Annotated in this window: 23 protein-coding genes; 8 read left to right on the plus strand and 15 right to left on the minus strand. The window is 63.5% G+C overall.

Features of this window, described 5'->3' with window-relative positions; genetic code table 11:
- The 7 genes from ACFX5Q_RS23010 to ACFX5Q_RS23040 form a co-directional block, all read right to left on the minus strand.
- Complete coding sequence (locus ACFX5Q_RS23010; RefSeq protein WP_404281684.1) at positions 1 to 1,893, minus strand: ABC transporter ATP-binding protein; 1,893 nt, start codon at positions 1,891 to 1,893, stop codon at positions 1 to 3.
- Complete coding sequence (locus ACFX5Q_RS23015) at positions 1,893 to 3,779, minus strand: ABC transporter ATP-binding protein (protein WP_404281686.1); 1,887 nt, start codon at positions 3,777 to 3,779, stop codon at positions 1,893 to 1,895. Before ACFX5Q_RS23015 ends, ACFX5Q_RS23010 begins: the two co-directional genes overlap by 1 nt.
- A gap of 151 nt (positions 3,780 to 3,930) precedes the next feature.
- Positions 3,931 to 4,704, minus strand: a complete 774-nt coding sequence (locus tag ACFX5Q_RS23020) for an SDR family NAD(P)-dependent oxidoreductase (RefSeq protein ID WP_404281688.1) — start codon at positions 4,702 to 4,704, stop codon at positions 3,931 to 3,933.
- A gap of 39 nt (positions 4,705 to 4,743) precedes the next feature.
- Complete coding sequence (locus ACFX5Q_RS23025) at positions 4,744 to 5,472, minus strand: SDR family oxidoreductase (protein ID WP_404281690.1); 729 nt, start codon at positions 5,470 to 5,472, stop codon at positions 4,744 to 4,746.
- Position 5,473: 1 nt separating this feature from the next.
- Positions 5,474 to 6,520, minus strand: a complete 1,047-nt coding sequence (locus ACFX5Q_RS23030) for a sugar kinase (protein ID WP_404281692.1) — start codon at positions 6,518 to 6,520, stop codon at positions 5,474 to 5,476.
- 222 nt (positions 6,521 to 6,742) lie between these two features.
- Positions 6,743 to 7,978 carry an ROK family protein gene (locus ACFX5Q_RS23035; RefSeq protein WP_404281694.1) on the minus strand — a complete coding sequence of 412 codons (1,236 nt, stop codon included), beginning with the start codon at positions 7,976 to 7,978 and terminating at the stop codon, positions 6,743 to 6,745.
- Between the two features lie 151 nt (positions 7,979 to 8,129).
- Positions 8,130 to 9,014: a sugar phosphate isomerase/epimerase family protein gene (locus ACFX5Q_RS23040; RefSeq protein ID WP_404281696.1), complete on the minus strand. Its 885-nt coding sequence runs from the start codon at positions 9,012 to 9,014 to the stop codon at positions 8,130 to 8,132.
- 470 nt (positions 9,015 to 9,484) lie between these two features.
- Between ACFX5Q_RS23040 and ACFX5Q_RS23045 the strand changes: the two genes are divergently transcribed.
- From ACFX5Q_RS23045 to ACFX5Q_RS23075, 7 genes are all read left to right on the plus strand, one after another.
- Positions 9,485 to 10,549, plus strand: coding sequence for a helix-turn-helix domain-containing protein (locus tag ACFX5Q_RS23045; protein WP_404281698.1), 1,065 nt, complete (start codon positions 9,485 to 9,487; stop codon positions 10,547 to 10,549).
- A gap of 402 nt (positions 10,550 to 10,951) precedes the next feature.
- On the plus strand, positions 10,952 to 12,367 hold the full coding sequence (locus tag ACFX5Q_RS23050) for an extracellular solute-binding protein (protein ID WP_244425997.1): 1,416 nt from the start codon (positions 10,952 to 10,954) through the stop codon (positions 12,365 to 12,367).
- 103 nt (positions 12,368 to 12,470) lie between these two features.
- The gene (locus tag ACFX5Q_RS23055) at positions 12,471 to 13,352 is read left to right on the plus strand and encodes a carbohydrate ABC transporter permease (RefSeq protein WP_006204272.1); all 882 of its coding nucleotides are present in this window, start codon (positions 12,471 to 12,473) and stop codon (positions 13,350 to 13,352) included.
- A complete protein-coding gene (locus tag ACFX5Q_RS23060) occupies positions 13,352 to 14,188 on the plus strand; it encodes a carbohydrate ABC transporter permease (protein WP_404281700.1) in 837 nt (278 codons plus the stop codon). The genes ACFX5Q_RS23055 and ACFX5Q_RS23060 overlap by 1 nt, the downstream gene beginning before the upstream one ends.
- A gap of 4 nt (positions 14,189 to 14,192) precedes the next feature.
- Positions 14,193 to 14,432, plus strand: coding sequence for a DUF2160 family membrane protein (locus tag ACFX5Q_RS23065; protein ID WP_192179731.1), 240 nt, complete (start codon positions 14,193 to 14,195; stop codon positions 14,430 to 14,432).
- Positions 14,433 to 14,460: 28 nt separating this feature from the next.
- The gene (locus ACFX5Q_RS23070) at positions 14,461 to 15,504 is read left to right on the plus strand and encodes an NAD(P)-dependent alcohol dehydrogenase (protein WP_404281702.1); all 1,044 of its coding nucleotides are present in this window, start codon (positions 14,461 to 14,463) and stop codon (positions 15,502 to 15,504) included.
- 12 nt (positions 15,505 to 15,516) lie between these two features.
- Entirely contained in the window at positions 15,517 to 16,578 is a 1,062-nt protein-coding gene (locus tag ACFX5Q_RS23075; protein WP_404281704.1) for an ABC transporter ATP-binding protein, read from the plus strand.
- A gap of 135 nt (positions 16,579 to 16,713) precedes the next feature.
- Here the strand turns inward: ACFX5Q_RS23075 and ACFX5Q_RS23080 are convergent, their stop codons facing one another.
- Complete coding sequence (locus ACFX5Q_RS23080; protein WP_192179729.1) at positions 16,714 to 17,220, minus strand: MarR family winged helix-turn-helix transcriptional regulator; 507 nt, start codon at positions 17,218 to 17,220, stop codon at positions 16,714 to 16,716.
- A 93-nt stretch (positions 17,221 to 17,313) separates the two neighbouring features.
- Here ACFX5Q_RS23080 and ACFX5Q_RS23085 point away from each other — a divergent pair, with 93 nt between their 5' ends.
- Positions 17,314 to 18,780 (plus strand): MFS transporter, encoded by a 1,467-nt coding sequence (locus ACFX5Q_RS23085; protein ID WP_404281706.1) that lies wholly within the window; start codon positions 17,314 to 17,316, stop codon positions 18,778 to 18,780.
- 19 nt (positions 18,781 to 18,799) lie between these two features.
- On the opposite strand, the gene ACFX5Q_RS23090 is transcribed toward ACFX5Q_RS23085, so the two are convergent.
- The 7 genes from ACFX5Q_RS23090 to ACFX5Q_RS23120 all read right to left on the minus strand — a co-directional run bounded on the left by ACFX5Q_RS23090 (position 18,800) and on the right by ACFX5Q_RS23120 (position 26,012).
- On the minus strand, positions 18,800 to 19,807 hold the full coding sequence (locus ACFX5Q_RS23090; protein WP_404281708.1) for a phosphoglycerate dehydrogenase: 1,008 nt from the start codon (positions 19,805 to 19,807) through the stop codon (positions 18,800 to 18,802).
- A 103-nt stretch (positions 19,808 to 19,910) separates the two neighbouring features.
- Positions 19,911 to 20,684 (minus strand): SDR family NAD(P)-dependent oxidoreductase, encoded by a 774-nt coding sequence (locus ACFX5Q_RS23095; protein ID WP_404281710.1) that lies wholly within the window; start codon positions 20,682 to 20,684, stop codon positions 19,911 to 19,913.
- Positions 20,685 to 20,693: 9 nt separating this feature from the next.
- The gene (locus ACFX5Q_RS23100; RefSeq protein WP_404281713.1) at positions 20,694 to 22,058 is read right to left on the minus strand and encodes a dihydroorotase family protein; all 1,365 of its coding nucleotides are present in this window, start codon (positions 22,056 to 22,058) and stop codon (positions 20,694 to 20,696) included.
- Entirely contained in the window at positions 22,033 to 22,956 is a 924-nt protein-coding gene (locus ACFX5Q_RS23105; RefSeq protein WP_404281715.1) for an allantoinase PuuE, read from the minus strand. Before ACFX5Q_RS23105 ends, ACFX5Q_RS23100 begins: the two co-directional genes overlap by 26 nt.
- Positions 22,957 to 22,968: 12 nt before the next feature.
- Entirely contained in the window at positions 22,969 to 23,985 is a 1,017-nt protein-coding gene (locus ACFX5Q_RS23110) for an NAD-dependent epimerase/dehydratase family protein (protein WP_404281717.1), read from the minus strand.
- Positions 23,986 to 24,021: 36 nt separating this feature from the next.
- A complete protein-coding gene (locus tag ACFX5Q_RS23115) occupies positions 24,022 to 24,789 on the minus strand; it encodes an SDR family NAD(P)-dependent oxidoreductase (RefSeq protein ID WP_404281719.1) in 768 nt (255 codons plus the stop codon).
- Entirely contained in the window at positions 24,789 to 26,012 is a 1,224-nt protein-coding gene (locus ACFX5Q_RS23120; RefSeq protein ID WP_404281722.1) for an MFS transporter, read from the minus strand. The genes ACFX5Q_RS23115 and ACFX5Q_RS23120 overlap by 1 nt, the downstream gene beginning before the upstream one ends.
- Positions 26,013 to 26,235 lie beyond the last annotated feature (223 nt).

The raw sequence follows: 26,235 nt of genomic DNA on the forward strand, positions 1-26,235 counted from the left end.
TCACGTCGCCTTGCCGACCGCCGCGTCCAGCTCCATCTCGCCTTCTGAAATATCGTCGAACGAAGCATAGTTCATGTTGTAGAGGCGGGCGTAGAGGCCCTTTCTTTCCATCAATTGCTCGTGGTTGCCGCTTTCGACGATCTCGCCGTTCTGCAGGACGATGATGCGGTCGGCGCCGCGGATGGTCGCCAGCCGGTGGGCGATGACCAGCCCGGTGCGGCCTTCGAGCAGCTTTACCAGCGCCTTCTGGATCAGCATCTCGGTGTAGGAATCGATGCTGGCCGTGGCCTCGTCGAGCACAAGGATCTTGGCATCGGCCACCAGCGCCCGCGCAAAGCTGATCAGCTGGCGCTGGCCGAGCGAGAGGTTGCCGCCGCGCTGCTCGAGCTCGGTGTCGTAGCCGTCAGGCAGGTGCTCGATGAAGTCGTGCGCGCCGACGGCTTGGGCGGCGCGCACCACCTCTTCGCGGGTCGCGTCGGTCTTGTGATAGCGGATGTTCTCCAGCACCGAGCCGGAGAACAGGAACGGCTCCTGCAGCACCATCGCCACCTGCTCGCCGAGCGAATCCTGCGTTAGCTCGCGGACATCATGCCCGCCGACCAGGACCTGACCCGACCAGACATCGTAGAAGCGATGCACCAGCGCCATGGAGCTGGATTTGCCTGATCCGGTCGGGCCGACAAGTGCTACGGTCTCGTCCGGATTGACGCGGAAGGAAACGTTCTTCAGCACCGGCAGGTTCTGCCTATAGCCGAAGGTGACGTTCCTGAACTCGACCGAGCCGTCCATGTCGCGCGACAGCTTGACCGCTCCGTCCTTGTCGCTGACGTCAACCGGCACGTCGAGCACTTCGGAGATGCGCTGGCCGGAGGCCATGGCGCGCTGCATGACGCTGTACTGCATGGTGAGCGAGCGGATCGGGTCGAAGAAGCGCTGGATGTAGAACAGGAACGCCACCATGATGCCGACATCGAGGCTGTGCGAGAGCACCATCGTGCCGCCGACGACGATGACCGTCGCCATGGCAATGCCGGTCAGCGTGTCGACGATCGGCACCATCACCTGCGCATATTTCGCCGAGCGAAGATGGGCACGGAGATTGGCCAGCACCTTCTCGTCATAGAGGTCGAAATTGACATGCTGGCGTTCGAGGCTCTGCACCGTGCGGACGCCATGGATGCCTTCGGCCAGCGCCCCGTTGGCGATGGAATTGGTCTCGTGCGCCGCCATGAAGGCGACCTTGGCGCGCGGCAGCCAGAACAGGCGCACGATGAACAGCACCGGCATGGTCGACAGCGTCAGCAGCCCGAGCCGGAAATCCAGCCAAAGCAGCACGCTGACGATGCCGAACAACAGCACGATGTCGCCCACCGACATCACCGACGTCTCGAGGAATTCCTGCATCGAATTGACGTCGCCCTGCAGGCGCGACATCAGCCGCCCGACCTCGGTCTTGTCCATGAAGCTCAGCGAGACCCGCTGCAAATGGCTGAACATGGCGCGCCGCAGGTCGGACAGCACATTTTCGGCCACCTTGCCGACGACGCTCTCCTGCACATAGCTGGCGGCATAGTTGATGAGGATGATGACCGCGAAGGCGCCGGTCGCAGAGATCATCACCGAGCGGTCGAGCCTGCCCGCCGTCATGCCATGGTCGATGGCGTAGCGGATGACCAGCGGGATCGCCAGCTGCGTCAGCGTGAACACCAGCACCGCGGCGACCGAGATGAAAATCCGGCCCTGATAGGGTTTTACGAAGCTCCAGATGCGCCGCACGATGCGCGGATCGTAGGCCTTGCCGAAAACCTCTTCCTCGTCGCGGTGCGAGCCGACGACAGCCTTTGTCGGCCGCCCGCTGGTGTCTTCCTTCTCGTCGTCGTTCTGTGTCGACATCAGGCGGCTCCCATGGCCGCGGGCCGGTCGTCGTCCGGCCGCAGCTGCAGGTCGTAGAGCGCACGGTAGCGTCCGCAGAGCGCCAGCAGTTCCTCATGCGTGCCGCGCTCGACGATGTGGCCGCCTTCGACGAACAGGATCTGGTCGGCATGCATCAGCGAGCTCAGCCGGTGCGAGATGATGAGCGTGACCCGATCCTTGGCGAAGCGCTTCATCGCCGCCCGGATGCGCTGCTCGGTGCCGGCGTCGATGGCTGCGGTGGAATCGTCGAAGACCAGCACCGATGGCCGCAGCATCAGGCTGCGCGCGATGGTCAGGCGCTGCCGCTGGCCGCCGGAAAGCGACGCGCCGCGTTCGCCAACGACCGTGGTGTAGCCCGCCGGAAGCCCGATGATGTAGTTGTGCAGCTGGGCGTATTCGGCGGCCTGCCCGATGCGGGTCTCGCGCGCCCACGGATTGCCATAGGCGATGTTGTTCTCGATCGAGGTGGTGAACAGGAATGCGTCCTGTTGCACGACGCCGACGGCCTTGCGCAGCGATTGCAGCGTGACCTTGCTGATGTCCTGGCCGTCGATGGTGATGGTGCCTGAAGTCACGTCGTAGAAGCGCGGGATCAGATGCGCGATGGTCGACTTGCCGCTGCCGGGCGGGCCGACGATGCCGATGGTCTCGCCGGACCTGGCCTCGAAGGAGATGCCGGACAGGGTCGGGCGGCTAGCGCCCGCGTAGCGGAAGCCGACATTGTCGAAGCGCAGCATTCCGTGGCTGACGACGAGGTCCTTGGCATCAGGTGCGTCCTCGATATCGAGTTCGGCATCGAGCAGTTGGAACAGCCGCGTGCCGCAGGTCGAGGCACGGGCGAACGAGTTGACCATCAGGCCGAGCTGGCGCACCGGCATCTGCAGGATGGTCATGAAGGTGAGGAACTGGGCCAGCGTGCCGACGCTGATCTGGCCTGCAATCACCTTCTGGCCGCCGAACCACAGCACCAGGCCCATGGCGGCCAGGAACGAGAAATTCATGGCGCTGGTGTTGCTGACGCGGATGTCGACGCGCTCGGTGGCGAGGTCCAGCGCATCCTGCTTGGCGCGGTCGAACTTTTGCAACTCATGCCGTTGCGCCGCGAAGGCACGCACGACACGGATGCCGCCGAGGTTCTCGTCCATCACCCGGCTCAGCACCGACAGCCGCTGCTGCAAAGTGAGCCAGGTGCTGCGCAACGCCAGCTGGGTGACCGAGGATCGCCAGGCGACGAACGGCACGAAGCTCAGGCTGAGCAGCCCGAGCACGAGATCGGTGCTGATCAGCAGATAGGCGCCGACGCCGATCAGCACGCCGAGCAGCACCACGCGCAGGATGCCGGTGGAAAAGAACATGCGCACGCCGTCGAGATCGAGCAGGCCGAGCGTGATCAGATCGCCGGTGTGGACCCGGTCGTGGAAGGAAAAGCTCAGGCGCTGGATCTTCTCGTAGAATGCCAGGCGCAGTTCATAGCCGGTCTGATGGCCGACAGCCTCGCCATAGTAGTTCTGCGCAATGGTGAAGAGGCCGCGCAGGATGCTGACGACGAGCAGCGTCAGCGCCGTATTCCACAGCGCATTCCCTGCCGCGGTGCCGGCACCCGCGGCCATCACACCCTGCGCCTGATCGATGGCGCGTCCCAGCAGGCGCGGGATGAAAAGCTGCAGCGTCGCGGCGATGAAGGTCGAGACGATGGTGATCGCGACCTGCCAGGGATGGCGCAGCGTCATGCGCACGATGCGGAGCAGGGTGCTAAGACCCTTGCCCCACGAGGCTTCCGCCACATGGGCAAACGATTTGCCGCGCTCCGGCGCGCCGCCGATGGCTTGCGTATTCAAGGAAAGTATCCAAACCAATCCGAGCATTAGCCCGGACGAATGAAGCAGACTCAATTAGATAGCGGGATGTTACGCTTGCCCGACTTGACCGTTCAAGTGCCAATGGCGGCATCGCACTGTGCCTGTGATCGCTGATGCAGCATCGAGCCGACCGCGAAGGAATTTCGGGGCCGCCGTCCTACCAGCATGTAAAGCCGGCATCGACAGGCACGACGGCGCCGGTCATCAGGCTGGCTGCGGCGGAGGCGAGGAACAGCACGGCGCTGGCGACTTCATGCGCCTGTCCCATTCTCCCCATCGGCGTGTCTCGCAGCCAGGCCTCGATCCGCGTCTTGTTTTCAGGGATCGCCAGAACCATCGGCGTCTCGATGTAGGTGGGCGCGACCGCGTTGACGCGCACGCCATGCGGCGCCCATTCGGCGGCGATCGAGCGGGTCAAATGATGGACGGCCGCTTTCGAGACGTTGTAGGGTGTCTGCGGCTGCGGCCGATTGCAGATCGTGCCGGACATCGATCCGAGATTGACGATCGAGCCATGCCGGGCGGTGATCATGTGCCTGCCGAACGCGCGGCAGCACCGGAAGACGCCGTTGATGTTGACGTCCATCATCCGCAGCCACAATTCGTCGTCCACATCCTCCAGTGAAATGCCGCTGCTGCCGATGCCGGCATTGTTGACGAGGATCGAAGCCGGCGTTCCTCGGGCAGCCAGCATGTCGGCAATCTCGGTCACTCTCGCAGACGATGTCACGTCGCCGATCACCAGTTCGGCCTCGTGACCTTTCGCGATCAACTCATCCGTTCCGGCGCTGCCGACCTGCTCGTCCGGTTCGATGATCACCAGGGAAGCGCCGGCCTCGCCAAGCGCATCCGCGCAGGCAAGGCCAATACCGCGGCCACCGCCGGTCACCACGGCGACCTCGTTGTCCACCCTGAAACGAGCCTGGTACATGGTCCTCCTCCCTAATTCCGATGCCGACTTGCCGTGCTGTCAGATATCGAAGTTGGCCGGCAGGATGACGACGTCCCGGATCGTTACCGTGCGCGATCGCGTCAGCATGAAAACAAGGACCTCGGCGACTTCCTTCGGGTCAAAGAGAGTCCCCGCGGCTATCGCCCGGTCGAGGTTCTCCTTCGGCCAGTCTTCGACGAGGGGCGTCAGCACCGGCCCGGGGGCGATCGCGCCGACACGGATGCCGTGCTTCGCGACCTGCCGCCTCAGCGCGTGGACGAACGCCTGAACGGCGTGCTTGGAAGCAGTGTAGATCGGCTCCCACGGCACGGCCGTGTGGCCGGCTACGGAGCTGGTGACGACGATGTCTCCCGTGCCGCGTTCGATCATGTGCGGCAGGACCGCGTGAACCGTTCGGAATACAGCATTGACGTTCAGGTTCAGCATCCGGTCGAAGGCGTCCGGATCGCCATCCGTAAAATCGCCGCCGATATAGGCGCCGGCATTGGCATGGAAGGCATCGAGTTGGCCGGCGTTGTCCAGAATGGCCGGCATCATGCCCGCCACGCTTTTTGGGTCGGTGAGATTGACCACCAGCGGGATCGCGTTCGCGCCCAGTTCCGACGCCAGGTTCTTCAACCGATCCTCGGCATAGTCGACAAGAACGACGCGTGCCCCCGAAGAAAGACAGGCCTTGGCGCAGGCCAGGCCGATCCCGGACGCCGCACCGGTGATTGCTATGACTTTTCCCGACAGATCCTGACCCATCTCAATCCTCCAGTTTACGTGCTTGGCCGCGCGCGGCCGTGTCCAGACTTGTGCTGTTTTTCGGGGTCACGGCGATGAACTCGTCAAGCTGTTTGCGTGACGCAGCACCTTCCATCGGACCCTGCATGGTGACGTTGCGAGCGCCCGCAGCATTGGCATACTCAAGCGCCTTGAACGCAGGCATGCCGAGGCGACGGCAAGCGACGTAGGCGCCGCCGAAACAGTCACCGGCGCCCGTCGGATCCACCTCGGCAACCTTGAACGCCGGACAGTCAATCCGCGTGCCGTCGGCGCCGAAAAATCTGGATCCGTGTTCGCCGCGCTTGAGAGCAATCTCCGTTACGCCACGGGCAAAGAGCGCAGTGACCGCGGCGGTTTCGCCTTCGACACCGGCCGCCACGAACAATTCGTCTCCGGAAGGCAGGAGAAGGTCGGCGAAATCGATGAGCTTGGCGAAGCGCTCCCGCGTTTGTCCGTGCCCGAGCAACTCCTTGCGCAGATTGGGGTCGAGGGAAACGGATCCGCCGCGCTGCTTGATGACACCGATGGCATGATCCATCATCTCCCAGACACCCGGGATGGCAAAAGCGGTACCCATGACGTGCAGGTGTCCGGCTCGCGCGAACAGCGCCTTCGCCTCAGCCGTCAGGCTGACTAGTGCGGCCGCGGATTTTCCGATGTTGTAGACGAAGTCGCGCGAGCCGTCGTCGCGATAGCGAACGAACGCGCTTCCGGTCGGATAGTCGGGGCTAACCGAGATGGCCGATATGTCGGCTCCGTCGGACCGGAGCCGTTCGATGTTGATGCGGCCGAAATCATCGTCGCCGACCGAGGCGACAATTGCCGCCGAGCCGCCGATCTTGGCGCACTGATCGATGAAGATCGCCGGCGCGCCGCTGGGGTAGGGGCCGATGAGCTCGATCGGTTCGAGGAAACCGTCGCCACGGCTTTTCGCCATGATCTCCACCAGGATCTCGCCGATGACGACCGTCGGCCCGAGTGCGTCCGCAGCGAGCTTGGTCTGACTTGAAATCGCATCTGCGGGCATTGCATGGGCTCGGCTGTTGGGTACTTTCGAGATCGGAGACGCACCTGCCGCAGGTCTCGCGGCGCGCTCGCTGATCCTGGCAGCGAACAGCGGCCTGAGATGGTCACGATCGGGAATGCGCTGTTATTCCTCCAAAGGCACACTATGGGCATTTGTATGCTTATGCAACATATTAACCGGATTGGCGCCGTTGGTAAGTCGTGGCAAAAAGGCTCCCGCGCACTATCTCCCTTCGTCTGCCTCCGGCTCTTCGAATTCCGCCGTATCGTCGGCGAAACGCTGGCTCTCCAGAGACAGATAACGCTGGTGCAGCATGCAGGCCGCACCGAAAGCGGAACCGACAGTTCCTTCATCGTTCACTGTAATCGATGGGAAGGGGAAACTGGATTCCTGTATGGCGTGGATGTGGGCGGCCACCCTGGCGGCCATCAGCGGATAGAGCGCGGCGACCGAACCGCCCAGCACGATCCGGTCGGCGTCGATGATCCGGCAGGCCTGCACAAGCCCTGTTGCCAAGGCCTTTGCCCAATGCTCGGCGATAGAGACGGCGCTGGGCAGGCGATCCTGGACATCGGCAAGGAAGTTGCCGAATGCCGGATGGCTGATGGCGGAGGCCTTGCGGTATTCGCCCATGATGGTTTCAAGGCCGATCAGCTGTTCCAGATTGCGGCGCGGACCCGGCGCGTCGCTGATGATCAGGTGCCCGATCTCGCCCGCCAGCCCGTTGGCGCCGCGAAAAAGATTGCCGTCGATGATGATGCCGCCGCCGACGCCGCTCTCCATCACGAGAAACAGCGTTACGCCTGAATGCGCCTCGCTGCGCCCGTAGGTCGCGCCGATGGCGAATGCGTTGGCATCGTTCTCGGCAAGTACCGGAACGCGCAGCGGCAGCACGTCTCGTACCAGCTCGGCGAGATGAACGTTTCGCCAGCCGAGAAGCGGCGCCAGCCGGACCAGTCCGTGCTTGTCCATCTGCGCCGGCGTCGAGACGCCAAAGCCTTCGCATCGCTCCAGTTTCGACGCCGGAATGGATTGGAGGGCCAGGCTTACCGCGCGATCGACCGCGGCCTCGACGCTGATCGACGGTCCGTCAAACGGTTCCACATTCGTCGAGACGATGTTGGTTCCGAGATCGATCTCGACCGTGCTGATATGTTCGACGCCGATCTCCACCCCAAGGAAGAATATGGCATCCGGCACCAGTTCCAGCATGATGCCGGGGCGGCCGACCCGGGCATAACCCGGTTGTTCGGGCGGATCCTCAATGGCTTCGCGCACCAGGCCGTCAGCCGTCAGGCTGGCGATGATATGCCCCGACGAAGAGCGGTTAAGGCGCAATTTGCGTGCGAGTTCGGCTCGGCTAAGTCGTCCAAACTGGTGAAGGGCTCTCAGAGCCGCCACTTCATTGCTTTGTCGAATTCTGCGATGCGAACTGGCGGTCAACGCCGGGTCATTCACGTAGGTCTCTCCAGGCTACCTGCGATCCGCCAACTGCAAGCGATCGCAGGCCCTCATTTGGTACACGCCGCTCAAACATGCGGCAACTGGGACGGGTTTTCGAAAACACGACCCACCAGGCGTCGTCTCGTGGAGGCTGCCCATGTGCGGCCTATGGGCGGGCGTTCGTCGTTCGCCGGCGAACCGCCTCTTGCATTTTCAGGTCGATGAAGGCCTTGGCGTGCTTTGCCAGCGGCATGTTCTTGGTCCAGGTATCGCGCCAGATCGCGCATGCCAGCGAAAGACCTTCGTCGACCACGGCGCTGGAGAACGATTCGAAGGTAATGTCGCGCTCGTAGCCGATATCGAGCAAGGCATCGAAGATGCGATCGAAATCGATCACCCCGTCGCCGAGGTAGCCGCGATTGCTTTCGCCGATGTGGAAATAGCCGATCTTGTCGCCGGCCAGACGAATGGCCGCCGCCGGGTTCGCTTCCTCGATGTTCATATGAAACGTGTCGAGATGGAGCCTGACGTGATCGGAGCCGGTCGCCTTGATGAAGTCGAGGCCTTGAGCCGCCGTGTTCAGGAGGTTCGTCTCGAACCTGTTGACGACCTCAAGGACAAGATCGACGCCGGCCGTCTTTGCCGCTTCGGCCGTCCGCGCAATGGCTGCAATGCTGTTCTTGCGGCCGCGATCGCTTGGCATGGTCGAATATTTCGTGTGCGCGGAATAGAGAATGCCGCCAAGCTTGGTGCCGCCGATATCTCGAACGGCCGCGACCGCGCCCGCAAGCAAGTCCTCGCCTGCCTTGACGACGGCAGCATCCTCGCTCGACACGTCGGCGCCTGGCGGAAGGCCCATCGTGACGGCGATTTCGAGGCCCAGCGCCTCAGCCTTGCTGGCGAGGCGGTCGAGGTCGAATTTTTCGGGTCGCAGATACGCGAACTCGATCAGCTGATAGCCACAGGCGGCAGAATTTTCCATCGCCTCCTCGAGCATGGCCTGAGTGCCGCCGCCGGTCCAAACGAATGAATGAATGCCCAATCTGCGCATGTGCAGCTCCTCCACGACACGATCTATGTTGCATAGCACAACAAAATATCCAAACCAGGTTCATGTCAAGAGTCATACGAAGCGCGTAATGGTGCCGCCTGTTTCCGCTTTTCGTGCAAAAATGATTGACAGCTCAACGGAAAGCTCTAATTTGTCTCATTAAGCAACATATAAGTCTGGCAAAAACACCAGACGCATTGGAGGAGGATCTCGAGCCGGCGCCTTGAGTGCGCGGTACCTTGTGTCATGTTTTCGCCGGATGGCATCGTTCACTGTATTTGTTCGGCGACCCCGTGCGCACTGAACGGCCTGCAATGCCTGTGAGGATTGGTCACCGTCCGGTCAACGACGGTTTTCGATAAGCCCCGGCAAGTAGGCGAAGGAGGCGTCGGCCTGCCGCCGAGGGAGGGGCCCTTGCCGAAGGGCTAGAGCAATTCCAGGAAAAGTGCGCAGCGGTTTTCCGTCCGGAATTGTGTAAAAACAAATACTTAGATCGGGGCAGCGATTATAAAAAGCTGAACCGCTCTAGGGAGACCGCGGATCAAGCGGTCGTTGCGTTACAGGGAAGGAGCCACTCAATGAAGCCCGCTCTGAAGATCGTTCCGGACTTCGAAATGGTCATATGTCCGCCGGCGGAATCGTTCCGCTGGAACATGCATGACTATCCGTTCTTCAAAGCCAAGTGGCATTATCATCCGGAATACGAACTGCACCTGACGCGAACGACCTCGGGCGTCATGATGGTGGGAGATCATATCGGGGAATTCGCACCAGGCTGCCTGGTCCTGACCGGGCCGAACGTCCCGCACAATTGGGTCAGCGATATTGAACCCGGGAAGACAATTCGCAATCGCGACATGCTGATCCAGTTCAGCCGCGAATGGGCCGATCGGGTCACCGGCTTCTGTCCTGAGCTCGGAACCATCCGGCCGCTCTACGACGACGCCGTCTACGGAGTGGAGTTTCGCGGGGCCACCGCCCTCGCCGGGCAGCGGCTGCTCGCACAGATCGGCGCTGCCCAGGGTGCCGAGCGTGTGGTGCTCTTTCTGCAATTGATGATCACGCTGGCCCGCGATCCCGGCGACCGCCGCAGGCTCTCGCGGCTGGCGCCTACCTCCGCGCAGGCGGAATTGCCGCCGGAACTCGACGTGGCAATGCGCTATGTTCTGGACCACTATAGCGACGATATCGACCTGCCGTTCGTTGCAAGGCTCTGCGGGCTGGAACCGCAAGCATTTTCACGTTTCTTCAAGCGGCAGACAGGTCACACCTTTGCCCGTTACGTCATCCTTGCGCGCATATATGCAGCCTGCTCGCTGCTGACGCAGACTTATCGGCCGATCACCGACATCTGCTTCGAAGTCGGGTTCAACAACGTCGCCAATTTCAACAGGCAGTTCTTCAAGATCTGCGGGCGCACGCCGTCGGATTACCGGCGCAATGCCCACAAGATCGGGACCGAGGCGCGCGCCGATCCGTTCAGGGAGATCCGCGCCTGGTCAGGCGGCGCGCGGGCAGTCGGCGAAAAAGTATAGATCGCCTGCAAACCACGCGTGGCACGGGGAAGTGTCCCCGCACTAAGTTCATCGGAATGCCCGGAGGCCGCAGGCAGAACAAATTCTCGAGCGCAGGAGGATCCGTGTCGCTGAGCTTTCATCTCAGGCACCGGTCGGGGAGGATGTCTTTGCGGGAACCACAGCCGCCGTTTCGTTGGACGTGGATTTGCCTCCCAGGGCCGGCACCCGGGGAGCTCTCTTTTCCGGGTGCCACTTTTCCAGCAGGACGGACCGGCGCGCATCGGCCTGAAACGGGTTTCAGCCATGTCCGGGTGGCCAGGAGGTGCCGTTCCTGAGGGGGGTGGAACGCGGCGATCGCAGAATGGATGACTGACAGTCAATGTTTTGTTGGAGGAGTGAAAAATGAAACATGAACTCAGAATGGGCCTTGCCGCATTGGCGGTCGGCCTGATGACCAGCGTGATGCCCGCCAAAGCCGATTTCTGGTCGGACGCCGGTGCGAAATACAAGGGTGTTACGCTGCACGGCGTGACCGAAAGCACGCCGCCTTCGAACTACATCAAGGACGTTCTTGCCCCCGCCTTCGAGAAGGCGACCGGCATCAAGGTGGAAATCGAGACCACCTCCTGGGACCAGATGTACGACAAGGCGATCAAGGACATGGAAGCCAAGACCGGCATCTATGACATGGTCTATATCGAGCAGGACATCATCTACGCCTATCTCGCCCGCGACTTCCTGGTCGACATCACGAAATCCCTGAAGGACGACCCGTCGCTGAAAGCGCCGGAGTACGACGAAACGCACTTCACGACATTTGCGAACTATTTCAAGAATGCTGACGGCGATCTTTTCGGCATTCCGATGGAAGCCTTCATCAAGCTCTATCTGTACCGGACCGATCTGTTCAACGATCCGGCGATCAAGGAAGCCTTCAAGAAGGAAACCGGCAAGGACCTGGTGCCGGCCAAGACTCATGAGGAATACACGCAGATCGCGGAGTTCTTCACCAAATGGGGCAAGGACCACAATCTGGAACTGTGGGGCACCACGGCACAGGCGCATACCGGCCACCCTGCGTCATGGTATGAGTTCTTCGAGTCCATCGCGCCCACTTTCGGTGTCTACAACTGGGGCATCGACGCGTCGAAAAACTACTCGGCATCGGTCGCCAATGGCGGCACGATGAACAGCGACAAGGCCAAGGCCGCGCTCAAATACTGGCTGCATCTGCGCGACATCGCTCCGCCGGAATCTCCGGCAAGCACGTGGACCGAAGTCGGCACCACCTTCGCGGCGGGCCGCGCGGCACAGGGCCTGGTCTACGGCGAGAACGCGGCATGGATCGCTGCCGACGCGGAAAAGTCGAAGGTCGTGGGCAATGTCGGCGTCGCCCTGCCGCCGCTGGCACCCGGCGTCATGGAGGATGCGGAAGCCGGCAAGGGTTATATCGGCTACTATGACGGTGGCGCTTTCGGTCTTCCGGTAACCTCGAAGAACAAGGAAGCCGCGCTGCTGTTCCTGCAGTATATCGGCCAGGACTCGGTCCAGGGCGATTGGGCGGTGGCAGCACCCCGCATCACCAACACGGCAACCTACGACGATCCGAAAGTCATCGAGATGGATAAGAAGCTCAACGGCTACTACACCATGCTCAAGAACGACGGAAAGCTGTTTGCCGGCGCACCGCCCTATCCGTTCCATGCGCAGGTGCGTGAAGCCACGGCGCCGATCTTCTACAAGATCCTGTTGGGCGAGGTCTCATCCGACGATGGGCTCGACCAGATGGCTGCTGCCGCCGAGGCGGAACTGAAGAACCTCGGCTACCGCAAGTAGCTTCGCGAACCTAAAATTCGGGCCGCCGTGAAGCGGCGGCCCGAATACATTTTCGCCGCCGCAAGAATGTCGCGGACAATGCGCCGGCCTGGGGAGTGGTTTCATGCGATCAAACAGAGTGGGATGGCTGATGCTCGCCCCGACGATTGCGATCCTGGGCATCTTCGGCATCGTCCCATTTCTGTACGTGCTCTATGTGGCCTTCCATCAATGGAACCCGTTCGGTGCGAATCCCTACATGATCTACAACGGCGCCGACAATTTCCGCCGTCTCGTCTTCGACAACGAGTTCCTGACCTCGATCGCGTTCACGCTGAAATTCGCCTTCTTCGCCGTCGTGAGCGAAGTCATCCTTGGCTACCTTCTGGCTCAGCTGTTCATGCGCGAGTTCCCCGGCCGGGGATTGTTCCGCACGATCCACACGCTGCCGCTGATCGTGGCGCCGATCGTCGTCGGTTCGGTTTGGCGCCTGATGACGACGCCCAGCATCGGCATCATCCCGTACCTTTTGAAATCCTGGTTCGGTTACGACCTCAATATCGGTCGTGACGCGACCATGGCCTTTGCGCTGACCGTCATCATGGATATCTGGCACTGGACGCCGCTGGTGACGCTGACGCTGCTTGCCGCACTGGTCTCGCTTCCCAAGGAGCCGTTCGAGCAGGCGCAGATCGACGGGGCCAACAGGTGGCAGATCTTCTGGCACGTCACCTTGCCGATGATCCGCCCGGCGATCCTGGCGACGGTCTTCATTCGCCTGATGGACGCGCTGCGCACCGTCGACGAAGTGTGGATGCTGACCGGCGGCGGGCCCGGCGCCGCGACGCGCTATCTCGGCCTGCATATCTGGAAGATCGTGTTTCCCAAGACCGACTACGGCTACGGCTCGGCCACATCGATCATCGTCCTGTACCTCACTCTGGTGATGTGCTGGCTGCTTTATGTCGCCCTCGTCGCCCGGCGCGACCAGAAGAGGCCTTCCTGATGCGCGCCAACCGCCCGGTTCTTTCCATCCTGCTGTGGACCTTGCTCAGCCTGCTGACGCTGTTCCCGATCTATTGGCTGTTCGTGATTTCTGTGAAGCCGGCGGTCGAGCTGTTCACCACGCCAAGCGTGCTGCTCGAGACCGTCTACTGGAAGAATTACGTCAAGGTTCTCGGCGACGACACGTTGCGCCGCTACATGTTCAACTCCATCGTCATCTCGACCGGCAACGCGGTGCTGGTGACCGTTCTTGCCTTCATGGCCTGCTACGCGCTGTCGCGCTTCGATCTGGCCGGCAAGGAGAACATCTTCTTCTGGACGATCACCAACCGCATGGCGCCGGCCGCGGTGTTCCTGCTGCCCTTCTTCCTGCTCTTTACGCAGGTCTTCACCATTGGTGAGTGGAAGCTCTACGACACGCGCACCGGCATGATCCTGCTCTACTGCACCTTCAACCTGCCTTTCGCCATCTGGACGCTCAGGCCGACGATCGACGCAATTCCAAAGGAACTGGACGAGGCTGCGACCGTCGACGGTGCCACGACCTGGCAGGTGATCCGCGAAGTCATCTTTCCGCTCGCGCGGCCCGGCCTCGCCGTTACCCTGATCCTGACCTGGGTTTTCGCCTGGAACGAGTTCCTGCTCGCCGCGACGCTGACCAGCTTCAACGCGCGCACCATCACCACCGGCCTGTCGGAGTATGTCACGACGACCGGAACCGAATGGGGCACGATGGCGTCCATCGCGATCATCACGCTTGTCCCGGCCCTGCTGATCTTCTCGGTTGTTCAGCGGCACATCGTGGCCGGTCTGACCTTTGGCGCGGTCAAGGAGTAGTTCCATGGAGCACATGGTCGATCTCGATGAGGTGGACGACGAGGCCAGTACCATCGTGGCGAGCCCGCAACGCACTGGTTTCCTGCCGATCGTCACCAACTGGTTCGACCGGGTTTTTGTCGGCATCTATCTGTTCGTTGCGCTCGAACTGTTCTGGATGCGCTTCCTCGAACAGTCGATCCCATTGTCGGTCTGCCATGTCCTGGCGATCGTACTGGGTGTGCTGATCGTCTGGCGCGGGTAGGGCGGAGACAAGAGGAGAACGCAGGCTCATGAAGTCGCTGGTGCTGGAAGAAAAGCTGAAACTGACGCTGCGCGATTTCCCGATCGAGCGCGAGGAGGTACTCGGCGTCCGCGACGTGCGCATCAAATTGCACACCGTCGGCATCTGCGGCTCGGATGTGCACTATTATACGCATGGCGGCGCCGGCATCTTCCAGGTGAAGGCGCCGATGATCCTCGGCCATGAGGCATCAGGCATTGTCGTGGAGACAGGTGCCGAGGTGAAGTCGCTGCAGGTCGGCGACCGGGTGTGCATGGAGCCGGGCATTCCCGACCCGAACAGCCGCGCGACGCGCATGGGCCTGTACAATGTCGATCCGGCGGTTCGCTTCTGGGCGACGCCGCCGATCCACGGCGTCCTGCGGCCAAGCGTCGTGCATCCGGAGAACTTCACCTTCAAGCTCCCCGACAATGTTTCGTTTGCCGAAGCGGCGATGGTGGAGCCGCTGGCCGTCGGCGTCCACGCCGCCACCAAGGCGCAGGTCAAGCCGGGCGATATCGCACTGGTGATGGGCGCCGGGCCGATCGGCCTGGTCACGGCCCTGTCGGCGCTGGCGGCAGGCTGCGCGCGGGTCTTCGTGTCGGACGTGGACGACACCAAGCTTGAGCTCGCAGCGAAGCTCGGCGCCATCACGCCGATCAATGTCGCGCGCCAGGATCTGGCCAAGGAGATTCTGGCCGCAACCGACGGCTGGGGCGTGGAGATTGTGTTCGAATGCTCCGGCAGCCCGCGCGCCGCGGAAGGCGTCTTCGATCCGCTCTGTCCGGCTGGCCGGGTGGTGTTCGTCGGCGTGCAGATGCATGGCATCAACTACGACGTCGGCAAGGCGATGGTGCGCGAGGCGCGCGTCGAGCATGTGTTCCGCTATGCCCACGTCTTCCCGCGCTGTGTTGCGATGCTGTCTTCTGGCGCGATCGACGTGAAGCCGCTGATCACGCGCACGTTCGACTTCGAAGACAGCGTTCGCGCGTTTGAGATCGCCGCATCCGCCCCAAAAGGCGAAGTGAAGATGCAGATTGCCTTGCCGCAATAGAGGGGATGCGAGTTGGCTGAAGTCACCGTCAGGAATATCGTCAAGCGTTATGGCAGCGCGCAGGTCATCCATGGTGTGAATGTCGACATCGCCGATGGCGAGTTCGTCATCCTCGTCGGCCCGTCGGGCTGTGGCAAATCCACCCTGTTGCGCATGATCGCCGGTCTCGAAGCGATATCGAGCGGCGAGATCAGCATCGGCGGCCGGGTGGTCAACGATGTGCTGCCGAAAGACCGCGACATAGCGATGGTGTTCCAGAACTATGCGCTCTATCCGCACAAGAACGTTGCCGACAACATGGGCTTCTCGCTCAAGATCAAGGGCAGGCCGAAGTCCGAGATCGACGCCAAGGTGAAGAAGGCGGCCGAAATCCTCGATCTCGGCAAGCTACTCGACCGGTTTCCAAAACAGCTGTCCGGCGGGCAGCGCCAGCGCGTGGCCATGGGACGCGCCATCGTACGCGACCCGCAGGTCTTCCTGTTCGATGAGCCGCTGTCCAATCTCGACGCCAAGCTGCGCGTTGCCATGCGTGTCGAGATCAAGGAACTGCATCAGCGCCTCGGCACGACGATCGTCTATGTCACCCATGACCAGATCGAGGCGATGACCATGGCCGACAAGATCGTGGTGATGCGGGACGGCAAGGTGGAACAGGTCGGCGCACCGCTCGATCTCTACGACAATCCGGGCAATGTCTTCGTCGCCGGTTTCATCGGCTCGCCGGCGATGAATTTCATCAAGGGCAAGATCGAAGCGAAGAACGGCAGGCAGGTCTTTGTCTCGGACACCGGTTCCGTGCTGCCGGTCGAGGAGGGCAGGGCGCAGAGCGGCCAGCCGGTCATCTACGGCATCCGTCCCGAGCATATCGACATCGCACCCGACGGTTTGCCGGCAACGGTTTCGGTGCTGGAGCCGACCGGCTCCGAGACGCAGATCTTCGCCAGGTTTGGCGAGGACGCCATTGACGCCATCGTCAAGGACCGGCTCACCGTCCGTCCCGGCGAAGAGGTAAGGCTGAAGATCGATCCGCGCCGGGTCCACATCTTCGACAGGCAAAGCGGCGCACGCTTGTGACTTGTTGCCGTCCGCAGCGATTGGCCCGGGCCTGACCTGCCGGGCCGAGCATCCGCCTTGGCGGCCAAGCCGCAATCGAACGCCTGATCCACGGTGGCAGGCACTGTGGGCTTGATTGGGTACGGGCGCCCGGGTTCAACTGCCTCGGCGCGCCCGATCGTCGCTGCCTTTCGGGCGCGTCGCGATGAGGCCGGCCTCGATGGACCTGAGAAGTGCGATCGCATCGTCGAGCCTGCTGGCGTCGCCGCCGGCGGCGGCAGAGACGGCGTCGCCCCATTCCTTGCGCACCAGGGCGTAGTTGTCGGCCCCGCGCCGCGTTCGGTGGACGCTGACACCCCGGCGGTCTTCCGGATCGACATGGCGCTCGATCAGCCCCTTGCCTTCCAGATCGCGCAGCACCGTGGAGGCATTGGTGCGCTGCAGCCCTGTCGCGGCCGCGATCTGGCTGGGCGTGGCCGAGGCGTGCGCCACCAGATGGCGCATAACCATGCCCTCCGACTGCGAGAGCAGGAACACCCGCTCATCCCGGTAGCCACGGAACTGGATCTCGCGGGCAATGATGAGGATCAGGTCGGCCAGATCCGCCCACCGAATAGCCGTGGGCGGGGTTTTGCGTGCGGATGAATCACCGTCGGTTTTCATACCGCGGGAGTTTACAGCCTCCTGTCTGGTATGTATATGTGCATAATCATTATGTATACATAACTATGTCGACATACACATCTGGAGACTCGAATGACTCCCGCCTACTCCCCAAACCCGGCCTGGCATTCTCCCCGTTCCATGGCGCGCGCCGGAGGCCTGCACGGGTTCGGCGTCTACGTGCTGCTCGCCGGCGCCTTCCTGCCGATCGCCGACTTCTTCATCGTCAACGTGGCGCTGCCGACGATCGCCGCCTCGCTGAAGGCAACCCCGGCCGCACTTGAGCTAGTGGTGTCCGTCTATGGCGTGGCCTATGCCGCTACGCTGGTGCTGGGCGGCAGGCTTGGCGATCGTTTCGGCCGCCATAGCCTGTTTCTGGTCGGGCTTTGCGGTTTCATCCTGGCCTCGCTGGCCTGCGGCCTGGCACCCACCATCGAAGTCCTCATCGCGGCCCGCCTGGTCCAGGGCGCAACGGCGGCCATGCTGGTGCCCCAGGTGCTGGCGACTTTCCAGGCGACCCTGGAAGGCGAGCGCAAGACCCGGGCCATCGCGCTCTATGGCGCGACCTCCGGCATTGCGGCGGTCGTCGGCCAGCTCGCCGGCGGCCTGCTGGTCAGCGCCGACCTGTTCGGCACCTCCTGGCGGCCGATCTTCCTGATCAACATCCCGCTCGGCATCATCGTGTTCTTCGCCTCGCGGCTTGTCGTGCCGGCCAACCGCTCGCCGCACCCGGCCGGCATCGACCTGCCCGGCACGGTGCTTTTCGCTGCGACCCTGACCGCACTTTTGGTGCCGCTGACCGAAGGCCATTCACTCGGCTGGCCCGCCTGGACCTGGATAATGTTGGCTGCAGCCGTGGTGCTGGCCATCCTGACCGTCATTGTCGAACGGGCTGCCGAGGCACGCGGCGAGGTGCCGTTGCTGCCGCCGTCATTGCTCAAACTGCCCTCGATGTCGCGCGGTCTCGCCATGATTACGCTGTTCAGCGTCGGCTTTGGCGCCTTCATGTTCGTCTTTGCGCTCACCGTCCAGAACGGGCTCGGCGCCAACGCATTCGAAAGCGGCCTCGCCATCTTGCCGATGGCGATCATGTTCTTCATCGGCTCCATGGTCAGCCCGCGCATGATCAACCGCTTCGGACGCGGCGCCCTGGCGGCGGGCGGCATCGTGCAGGCGCTTGGCCTGGCCCTGCTGGTCGCCATCATGGTCTTGGGCTGGCCGAATGTGAGCCTGATCGAACTGGCTGTGCCGCTGATGCTGATCGGCGCCGGACAGTCGATGCTGTTTTCAGGATTGTTCCGCGCCGTGCTCGCCGATGTTCCCGCGCACCTGGCGGGCGTCGGCAGCGGCGTTCTGATCACGCTGCAGCAGTCCGGCCTGGCACTCGGGGTCGCAACCCTCGGCACGCTCTATCTGGCACTGGAGCCGGCGAGCATTTCGAAGGCCTTTGGCATCGTCATCGCAAGCCAGTTCGCGATCATCGTCGTGCTGGTGCTGTGCTCAGGGCTGCTGCCGCGCTTCACCAGGCACCAGGTCAGCGCCCACCCCGTGGAAATGTGATTCCTCGGCGCCCGGGCGATCAGCGAGACGCTCGCCCACGGCCGTCGGCCACGACGCAGCCGCTCGGCGGGTCCCTGCCGTTCAGCACTGCGATCACGCATTGCGCCGCAACCATGTTGGTGCGCGCCAGCCCTTCGGCCGAGGAGGCCGCCGAATGCGGCGAGGCCACGACGTTGGGCAGCGCGATCAATTCGTCGGACACGGATTTGTAGCCGGGGTCGGTCTCGCTCAAAAAGACGTCGAGGCCGGCGCCGGCGATCGTGCCGCTCTTCAGCGCCTCGAGAAGATCGCGATCCTCGACCAGGCCGCCTCGTGCCGTATTGATCAGGACCGTCGTCGGTTTCATCAGCGCCAGGGTGTCCTTGTTGATCAGGTTGCGCGTCGTCGGCGAGAGCGGAGCGTGAAGGCTGACACAGTCGCTTTCGCGAAGCAGCGTATCGACATCGACATAGGTGATGCCGTTCGCTTCGGCATAGGCTTTGTCCGCGCTCGGCGCGGACACGAGGATGCGCGCTTCAAAACCCTTGAGTCGCTGGACCACGTTGCGGCCGATGCGGCCGAGGCCGATCAGGCCGACCGTCTTGCGGTACAGATCCGAGCTGATCAATATCGTCCAGTTGCCGGCGATCATGTTCATCTGTGTTTCGCGCAGGCGCCGGCCGACGGCCAGCATGAGGCCAAGCGCGTGGTCGGCGACCGAGGCATCGTTGCCGCCGGCCGCGATCGTCACCACGCGGCCGAGCGTACGGGCAGCCTCGACATCGACGCGCTCGTAGCCGACGCCGCGGCGTGCCACGATCTTGAGATCGGGCAAAGCCTCGAGCAATTCCCGCGTCACCCGCGCATGGCCGACGATCCATGCATCGGCGTCTCTCAGGATACTCACCAACTGGTCATGCGAGAGGTTCCCATCGCCCTCGACCTTCGAGGATTCGGCAATGTCGACCTGGCAACCGTTCGCCCGCAGATAGGCGGTCGTCTCGTCATCGAAGAAGCGTTGGGTGACGACGACGCGAGGGATGGTCATGGGATGCTCCGAAAGTGCCGAGGAAGCGCGCTTGCGCAAGAGATCTCAGTTGATCGCCTGCCATGAAGCGACAGGAAAGATCAAGCCTGGTTCAGGTCTTCCGTCAGCCAGCCATCCAGCCGCCGTCCACCATCAAATTGATGCCGGTGACGTAGCTTGCCATGTCGCTGGCAAGGAACAGGGCGGCGCCCGCCACATCGTTCGGGCTGCCGAGCCGCGGCCATGGCGTGCGGCTGCGTGAATAATCGAGCGCGTCGGCGTCGTTGGCGACACCCGGCTTGCCGGTGATGATCTTGCCGGGCGCAATCGCGTTGCAGACGATCAAATCGTCGGCGTGGTCGACGGCGATCTGCCGCGTCATCTGCACGATGCCGCCTTTGCTCACCGAATAGGGAAAATCGCCGGGGCAGGCGACCATGCCGTGCTGTGACGAGATGTTGATGATGCGGCCGCGCACGTCATTGACCGGCGCCTGGGCGAGCATCTGCGCGACAGCGCGTTTGCAGCAATGGAAGAAGCCCGTCAGGTTGACGCCGATGACGCGGCTCCATTGCTCCGGCGATGTCTCGATGAGGTTGGTGCTGGTGTAGATCGCCGCGTTGTTGACCATAACGTCCAGCCGTCCGAAGCGGGTGACGGTGGCAGCGACCAGCGCATCGACGGCGTTCCAGTCGGAAATGTCCGTCGCGATATGCATCGCCGTCCCGCCGCTCGATTCGATCAGGGCGGCGGTGCTCTGGCCACCCTCGATCGGCAATTCGACCGTGTCGGCGATGACGACGCAGGCGCCTTCCGCCGCGAACCTCAAGGCGATTGCACGGCCGATGCCGGAGCTGGCGCCGCTGACGATGGCGATCTTTTTCTCAAGCAGTGCCATGGGTCTTCCTCAGTCTTCCCGAGTGACGATCTTTCCCTGCGCCGGGCCGACCAGCCGCTGGTCTCGGACGATCTCGTGGCCGCGCAGGAAGACATTGGTCAGCCGCGCGTTGACGGTCCAGCCGTCGAATGGCGTGTAAGCCGCGCGGGAAACCTGCTCGGCATTCGAGATGGAGCTGGATTGCCGTGGGTCGACGATCAAAATGTCGGCGTCGTAGCCGGCGGCGATCCGCCCCTTGCGCCGGCCGAGCCCAAAGCGCTCCGCCGGATTGCGGGCGCACAGGCGCACCACATCGGGCAGCGTGATCAGCCCGTCGTCGACTAGTTTCAGCATGGTCTGCAGCAGCGTCTGCAGTCCCGGCATGCCGCCCGGAATGTCGGCGAAAGCCGCGTAGCTGGCTGCCTTTTCGGCCGGCGCATGCGGTGCGTGATCGGTGGCGACGATATCGATCAGCCCGGCGCCGAGCGCCGAGCGCAACGCTTCGACGTCCTGCCGCGATCGCAGGGGCGGCGAGCCCTTCAGCCTGGCGCCTTGCGTCTCATAGTCGTCGGCGCTGAAGAACAGGTTCTGCGGCGTCGTCTCGACGCTGGCGTCCGCCCTGTCGCGCAGCCGGCTCCACGCCTCCACGCCCAGTTCCGAGTTGATCTGCCGGACATGAATGCGCGTCCCCGTCCTGGCGGCGGCAAGAACCGCCCGCCTGATGCCGCCGGCTTCCGCCTGCGGCGGCCGGCTGTTGAGGAAGGCCGCGATGGTCCCCGCCTGGTTGCGTTCAATGCTGCTGGCCAGCATGGATTGATCGCCCGGCGAAATGCCGATCAGCGTATCGGCGCCAGCGAAATGCCGCAGGGCGCCGGCGACCGCATCGAAGGTGGGAAACAGGAAGTCTTCGGGCACATCGGCGGTGAACAATTCGAACGACACCGGTGCGAGGTCGAGCAAGCCGGGGATCAACGACAAGTCACGGCTGACCACCGCCTGCAAGCCGACATCGACATGGATACGGCCTTCGGCCATCGCCATCTTGTCGGCCAGCTGCGTGGCGCTGGCCGTCCACGGCTCGTCGGTCGGCATATCGAGCACTGTCGTCACGCCGCCAAGCGCCGCGGCATGCGTGCCGGAGGAAAAGTCCTCCTTGTGCGTGAGCCCAGGTTCGCGCAGATGCGCATGCGCGTCGACCAGGCCTGGCAGCAGCAGGCTGCCCGAGGCGTCCAGCACCGTCTTCGCTTCCGCTCTTTCGCCAGGTGGAATGACCGCCGCGATCTTGCCGCCGGCGATGCCGACGTCGCGCCGGTCAGGCCCGCCGGCATTGACGACGGTGGCTCCGCGGATCAGCGTCTCGAACATGCCGTCAGCCGCGCTGCTCGAAGCGCGCATGGTTATCGAGCCAGAAGCGCGCGATGTCCTCGCGGCGCATGAAGGCGGCCGCCGGCTTCGTTTTCACATGCTCGATCACCTCGCGCAGTCCGGATGCTCGGTTGGGCTGGCCCATCCAGCGGGCGTGGATGCCGATCGTCAGCATGCGGCCGCCGGTCTCGTCGGCTTCGTCGAGCATGTAGTCGATCGCCGAGCGGCAATCCTCGGCGAAGTCTCGCGGGTTGCTGTAGCCCGGCGCCACCAGATAGCGGCTGTCGTTGAGGGCCTTGGAATAGGGCACGACGAGGATTTGGGTGCTCTGGTGGTCGAGGAAATAGGGCAGGTCGTCGTTGCAGGGATCGGAATGGTAGAGAAACCCACCCTCCCGTACCAGCAGGTCGCGCGTGTTGACGCTCGGGAACGAGCGGCAGTTCCAGCCCAAGGGTCGCCTGCCCATCAGTCTCTCATAGAGCGCGATCGCCTCGTGCAGTTGGCGCTCTTCCTCGCCGCGCTCCATCGTCGTGTAGTCGATCCAGCGCAGGCCGTGGCCGAGCAGGTCATGTCCCCGCGCGTTCATCCATTCGGCCACCGCCGGATTGCGCTCCAGCGCGACGGCGCAGGCGGAGATGGTGACCGGGATCTGATAGCGGTCGAACAGCCGCGCCAGCCGCCACACGCCGGCGCGGCTGCCATATTCGAAATGCGTCTCGGTGCCGAGGTCGCGCACCGGCGGGCTGCTGGCGAGATTGTACTCGCCCCAATTGTCGTTGCGGCCATCCTCGAGCCAGGAATATTCCGACCCTTCCTCGTAGTTGAGCACCAGATTGATGGCGAGCTTGACGCCGCCCGGCCAGATGACGAAGGGCGGGCGCGGACCGTAACCGACGAAGTCGCGCGGCTGCTGGTGATCGGTCGGCATCGGCTGTCCTCCTCAGGCTTCGTTGGCGGCGATCCAGTCCATGTAATCATGGAAGGCCTCTCTGGCCGGCCTCGGTCGCCAATCCGTGTCCCGCTCGATGCGGGCCAGGTCGTATTCGCCCCACATGCCGGTCTTTAGCGCAACGTTCATGACGATATTCGCTCCCTCGATCGGGCTGACCTCGGCCTTGAGGCCGGGAACGCGCTCAGCTGCCCAGCCAATGAAGTCGCCGACCGTCGTCGTCGTGCCGCTGCCGATATTGTAGTGCCGGTAGCGCAGGTCTTTTGCATCGAGCAGCGCAATGATCGCCTTGGCGACGTCGCTCGACAGCACATAGTCGCCGAGCGGCTCAAAACTGTTCGGCCGGATCGTCTCGCCGTTGAGCGCCATATGCGCGACGCGGTTCGGCAAATGGCGGACGTTGCGGCTGCCGGTGACGCGGTCCATCGGGCCGTAGACCGACGACAGCCTGACCGAAATGGCCGAAAGGCCGAACAGGTCGGCGTAGCGGTTGGTGACCATCTCGGCCGCGAATTTCGAGATGCCGTAGAGCGTCAGCGGCGCCACATAGCCGTCCTCGGGCAGTGGCTCGCCGTTCCAGTCCGGCCCGTGGTGGCGATAGACCGAACCGGAGCTGACATAGACGAAACGCTTGACGCCGGGACGGCTGCGCGCCCATTCCAGCATGCGCACCGTGCCCATCAGATTGACGTCGACAATCAATGCCGGATCGTGAGCCTCCGGCTGCATCTGCGGGTCGCTCGGGCGCGAATTCGGCGTCACCGTCGCGCCGTGGACAATTGCGGTGATGTTGTGCGCATCGAGCACTGCTGCCCAGGCGGACGGCTCCAGAATGTCCGCCGTCAGCACAGTCAGGCGGTCGCGCACCGGGGCGAAGAATGTCTCCGCGATCGCGTCGGGGCCGGAACGGTCGAGGATGACGGCGCGGGCTTGCGGATCGCGGTCCAGCCATTCGCGCGCGACCACGCTCATGACAAAGCCGGTGCCGCCGGTGACGAGCAGCGTCATGGAAACTCCTTTGAGGTTGGCCAGAGGGATGGACATTCAGCGCGTCGCATAGCCGCCATCCACGAGCATGTCGGAACCGGTGACGAAGGATGCGTCAGACGACAGCAGGAAAGCCGCCGCCGCGGCGATCTCGTCCGGCTCCGCGATCCTGCCGAGCAGATGGGCGGGGCCGAGACCCGCATTGGCCGCGTCGAAATCCGGAAATCTGCGCAGCAGCCGCGTCGTCGCCACCGCGCCCGGCGACAGGCTGTTGACGCGCACCTTGTCGGGCGCATGGTCGACCGCCATCGCCTTGGCGAGATGGATCAGCCCGGCCTTGGCGGCGCAGTAGGCGACGGCCCTGGTGGTGGCGACGCGTCCGAATTGCGAGCCGATGAACACCACCGAGCCACCGCCGCCTGCGGCGATCAATGGCACCGCGAATTTGCTCATCAGGAACGCACCGGTCAGGCTGACGTCGAGCTCGCGTCGCCAGGCGCTCTCATCGAGATCGACCACGGTGGCGTTCGTCGACGGCGCGGCGGCGTTGTGTACCAGCCCGTCCAAGCGGCCGAAGCGCTCCTTGGCGATGTCGACGGCGCTGCTGGCGGAGAGGGCGTCGGTCACATCGCAGCGGCAGGCGACCGCCGCAGCGCCAAACCCATCGGCAAGAGCCTGCGCCGCCCCGGCATCATAGTCGGCACAGACTACGCTTGCGCCTTCGGCAACGCAGCGCTGGGCGATTGCCGCACCAATACCGCTTGCGGCACCCGCGATCAGGACGACGTTGTCTTTCAGCCGGTTCGTCGCGGGATTGTTCGTCATCAGACCTGGTCCTCGACAGCTTGCACGATCGGCGTCGCGACCGGCCGGCGCAGAAGATTGTAGCAGGCCGCAAGCGTGACCAGCACCGCGCCGCCGCCAAGCAGCAGGAACATCGCCGGCGGCCCGATATGCGCCATCAATCCCGCGGCGACGCCCGGCGTCGCGACATTGCCGATCGAATAGAGCAGGAGCAGCGTGCCGGACGCGGCGACCATGTGCCGGCTATGAAGCTGCGAGGCGCCGAAGGCCATGGCCACAGGATAGATCGTCAGCGCCGTGGCGCCGTAGACGAAGAACAGCACGAACAGCAGCGGCACCGAAAGAGCGCCGACCCACGCGATCATGGCGCAGGCCGTCACCGACACCAGCCCCTGCACCAGAAGTATCAGGCGCCGGTCAAGGCGGTCCGACAGCCAGCCGATCGGGGTCTGCGCGACCATGCCGGCAATGCTTATCGTGGTCACCAGCCAGACCGTGGCCGACGCCGACAATCCGATCTGCGTCCCATAGATCGGCGTCAGCACGAAGACGTTCATGTTGGTGATGCCGCCCTGGAAAATGGCGACCACCGTCACCGGCGCCAGCCTGAACAGCGCCAGCGGCCCGAGCCTTCTGTCGGCTCCGGTCGCTTGCGCCGGTTCGGCCGGCACCGAAGGCAGCGCCGGCCAGCGCAGCCCGGCGAATTTGGGCACGAACGCCAAAAATACCATCGCCGCCGCGACCGAAAACAGATGCGGCGACTGCGGACCGACCAGCGCGACAAGGACCTGTCCGAGCAGCACCGCGATCGCCGTCGTCAGCATGTAGATCGAGAACATCGCGCCGCGATTGTGCTGCTCGGCATAGAGGTTGATCCAGCTCTCGCAGATCACGAACATCGAGGCCATCGACATGCCGCCGAGCAGCCGGAAGCAGAACCAGCTCGGCACGAAATCGGTGAAGACGAAGCCCGCGGCCGACAGCAGGGCGGTCGTCAGGATCAGCAGGAATGTCCGCTCATGGCCGTAGCGGACCACCAGCGGGCGCGTTATCAGGCATCCGATCAGGAAGCCGACCGGATAGGCGGTGAGCACGATCTGCATGATGTCGGGGGCGATGCCGGGCTTGCCGAGGTAGAACGATACCGCGGTCGTCAGCATGGCGCTGCCGATGCAGGCAAGACACACGCTGGCCATGATCGGCAGCATGGCGCGGGAGCGCTCGGCGTTCCGCCACAAGTGCATCGCGGATTGAGCGACCGATCCCATGAATGCCGCTGTCGGCCGGCTACGATGCGCGCCGGCGACGGGAGACGGGCCCGACAATCGGCGCGGGCCCGACAATCGGCGCGGGCACGACAATCGGCGCAGGCCAGACAATCGGCGCGGCCCAGATAATCGGCGCTGCATTGTCATGCATTGCGGCGGCTCCCCCTTGGCGGTGCCGCTGATCCGCGGCTGGTTGCAG

Origin of the sequence: Mesorhizobium sp. IMUNJ 23033 (genome assembly GCF_044778005.1) — a bacterium.
In the GTDB taxonomy this organism is placed as follows: Bacteria; Pseudomonadota; Alphaproteobacteria; order Rhizobiales; family Rhizobiaceae; genus Mesorhizobium; species Mesorhizobium amorphae_A.

What these genes read in the sequence shown, in the direction of transcription:
- ACFX5Q_RS23010 (WP_404281684.1), bottom strand. Translation starts at nt 1,893, where the DNA reads ATGTCGACACAGAACGACGACGAGAAGGAAGACACCAGCGGGCGGCCG.
- ACFX5Q_RS23015 (WP_404281686.1), bottom strand. Translation starts at nt 3,779, where the DNA reads ATGCTCGGATTGGTTTGGATACTTTCCTTGAATACGCAAGCCATCGGC.
- ACFX5Q_RS23020 (WP_404281688.1), bottom strand. Translation starts at nt 4,704, where the DNA reads ATGTACCAGGCTCGTTTCAGGGTGGACAACGAGGTCGCCGTGGTGACC.
- ACFX5Q_RS23025 (WP_404281690.1), bottom strand. Translation starts at nt 5,472, where the DNA reads ATGGGTCAGGATCTGTCGGGAAAAGTCATAGCAATCACCGGTGCGGCG.
- ACFX5Q_RS23030 (WP_404281692.1), bottom strand. Translation starts at nt 6,520, where the DNA reads ATGCCCGCAGATGCGATTTCAAGTCAGACCAAGCTCGCTGCGGACGCA.
- ACFX5Q_RS23040 (WP_404281696.1), bottom strand. Translation starts at nt 9,014, where the DNA reads ATGCGCAGATTGGGCATTCATTCATTCGTTTGGACCGGCGGCGGCACT.
- ACFX5Q_RS23050 (WP_244425997.1), top strand. Translation starts at nt 10,952, where the DNA reads ATGGGCCTTGCCGCATTGGCGGTCGGCCTGATGACCAGCGTGATGCCC.
- ACFX5Q_RS23055 (WP_006204272.1), top strand. Translation starts at nt 12,471, where the DNA reads ATGCGATCAAACAGAGTGGGATGGCTGATGCTCGCCCCGACGATTGCG.
- ACFX5Q_RS23060 (WP_404281700.1), top strand. Translation starts at nt 13,352, where the DNA reads ATGCGCGCCAACCGCCCGGTTCTTTCCATCCTGCTGTGGACCTTGCTC.
- ACFX5Q_RS23065 (WP_192179731.1), top strand. Translation starts at nt 14,193, where the DNA reads ATGGAGCACATGGTCGATCTCGATGAGGTGGACGACGAGGCCAGTACC.
- ACFX5Q_RS23070 (WP_404281702.1), top strand. Translation starts at nt 14,461, where the DNA reads ATGAAGTCGCTGGTGCTGGAAGAAAAGCTGAAACTGACGCTGCGCGAT.
- ACFX5Q_RS23080 (WP_192179729.1), bottom strand. Translation starts at nt 17,220, where the DNA reads ATGAAAACCGACGGTGATTCATCCGCACGCAAAACCCCGCCCACGGCT.
- ACFX5Q_RS23085 (WP_404281706.1), top strand. Translation starts at nt 17,314, where the DNA reads ATGACTCCCGCCTACTCCCCAAACCCGGCCTGGCATTCTCCCCGTTCC.
- ACFX5Q_RS23090 (WP_404281708.1), bottom strand. Translation starts at nt 19,807, where the DNA reads ATGACCATCCCTCGCGTCGTCGTCACCCAACGCTTCTTCGATGACGAG.
- ACFX5Q_RS23095 (WP_404281710.1), bottom strand. Translation starts at nt 20,684, where the DNA reads ATGGCACTGCTTGAGAAAAAGATCGCCATCGTCAGCGGCGCCAGCTCC.
- ACFX5Q_RS23100 (WP_404281713.1), bottom strand. Translation starts at nt 22,058, where the DNA reads ATGCGCGCTTCGAGCAGCGCGGCTGACGGCATGTTCGAGACGCTGATC.
- ACFX5Q_RS23105 (WP_404281715.1), bottom strand. Translation starts at nt 22,956, where the DNA reads ATGCCGACCGATCACCAGCAGCCGCGCGACTTCGTCGGTTACGGTCCG.
- ACFX5Q_RS23110 (WP_404281717.1), bottom strand. Translation starts at nt 23,985, where the DNA reads ATGACGCTGCTCGTCACCGGCGGCACCGGCTTTGTCATGAGCGTGGTC.
- ACFX5Q_RS23115 (WP_404281719.1), bottom strand. Translation starts at nt 24,789, where the DNA reads ATGACGAACAATCCCGCGACGAACCGGCTGAAAGACAACGTCGTCCTG.
- ACFX5Q_RS23120 (WP_404281722.1), bottom strand. Translation starts at nt 26,012, where the DNA reads ATGCACTTGTGGCGGAACGCCGAGCGCTCCCGCGCCATGCTGCCGATC.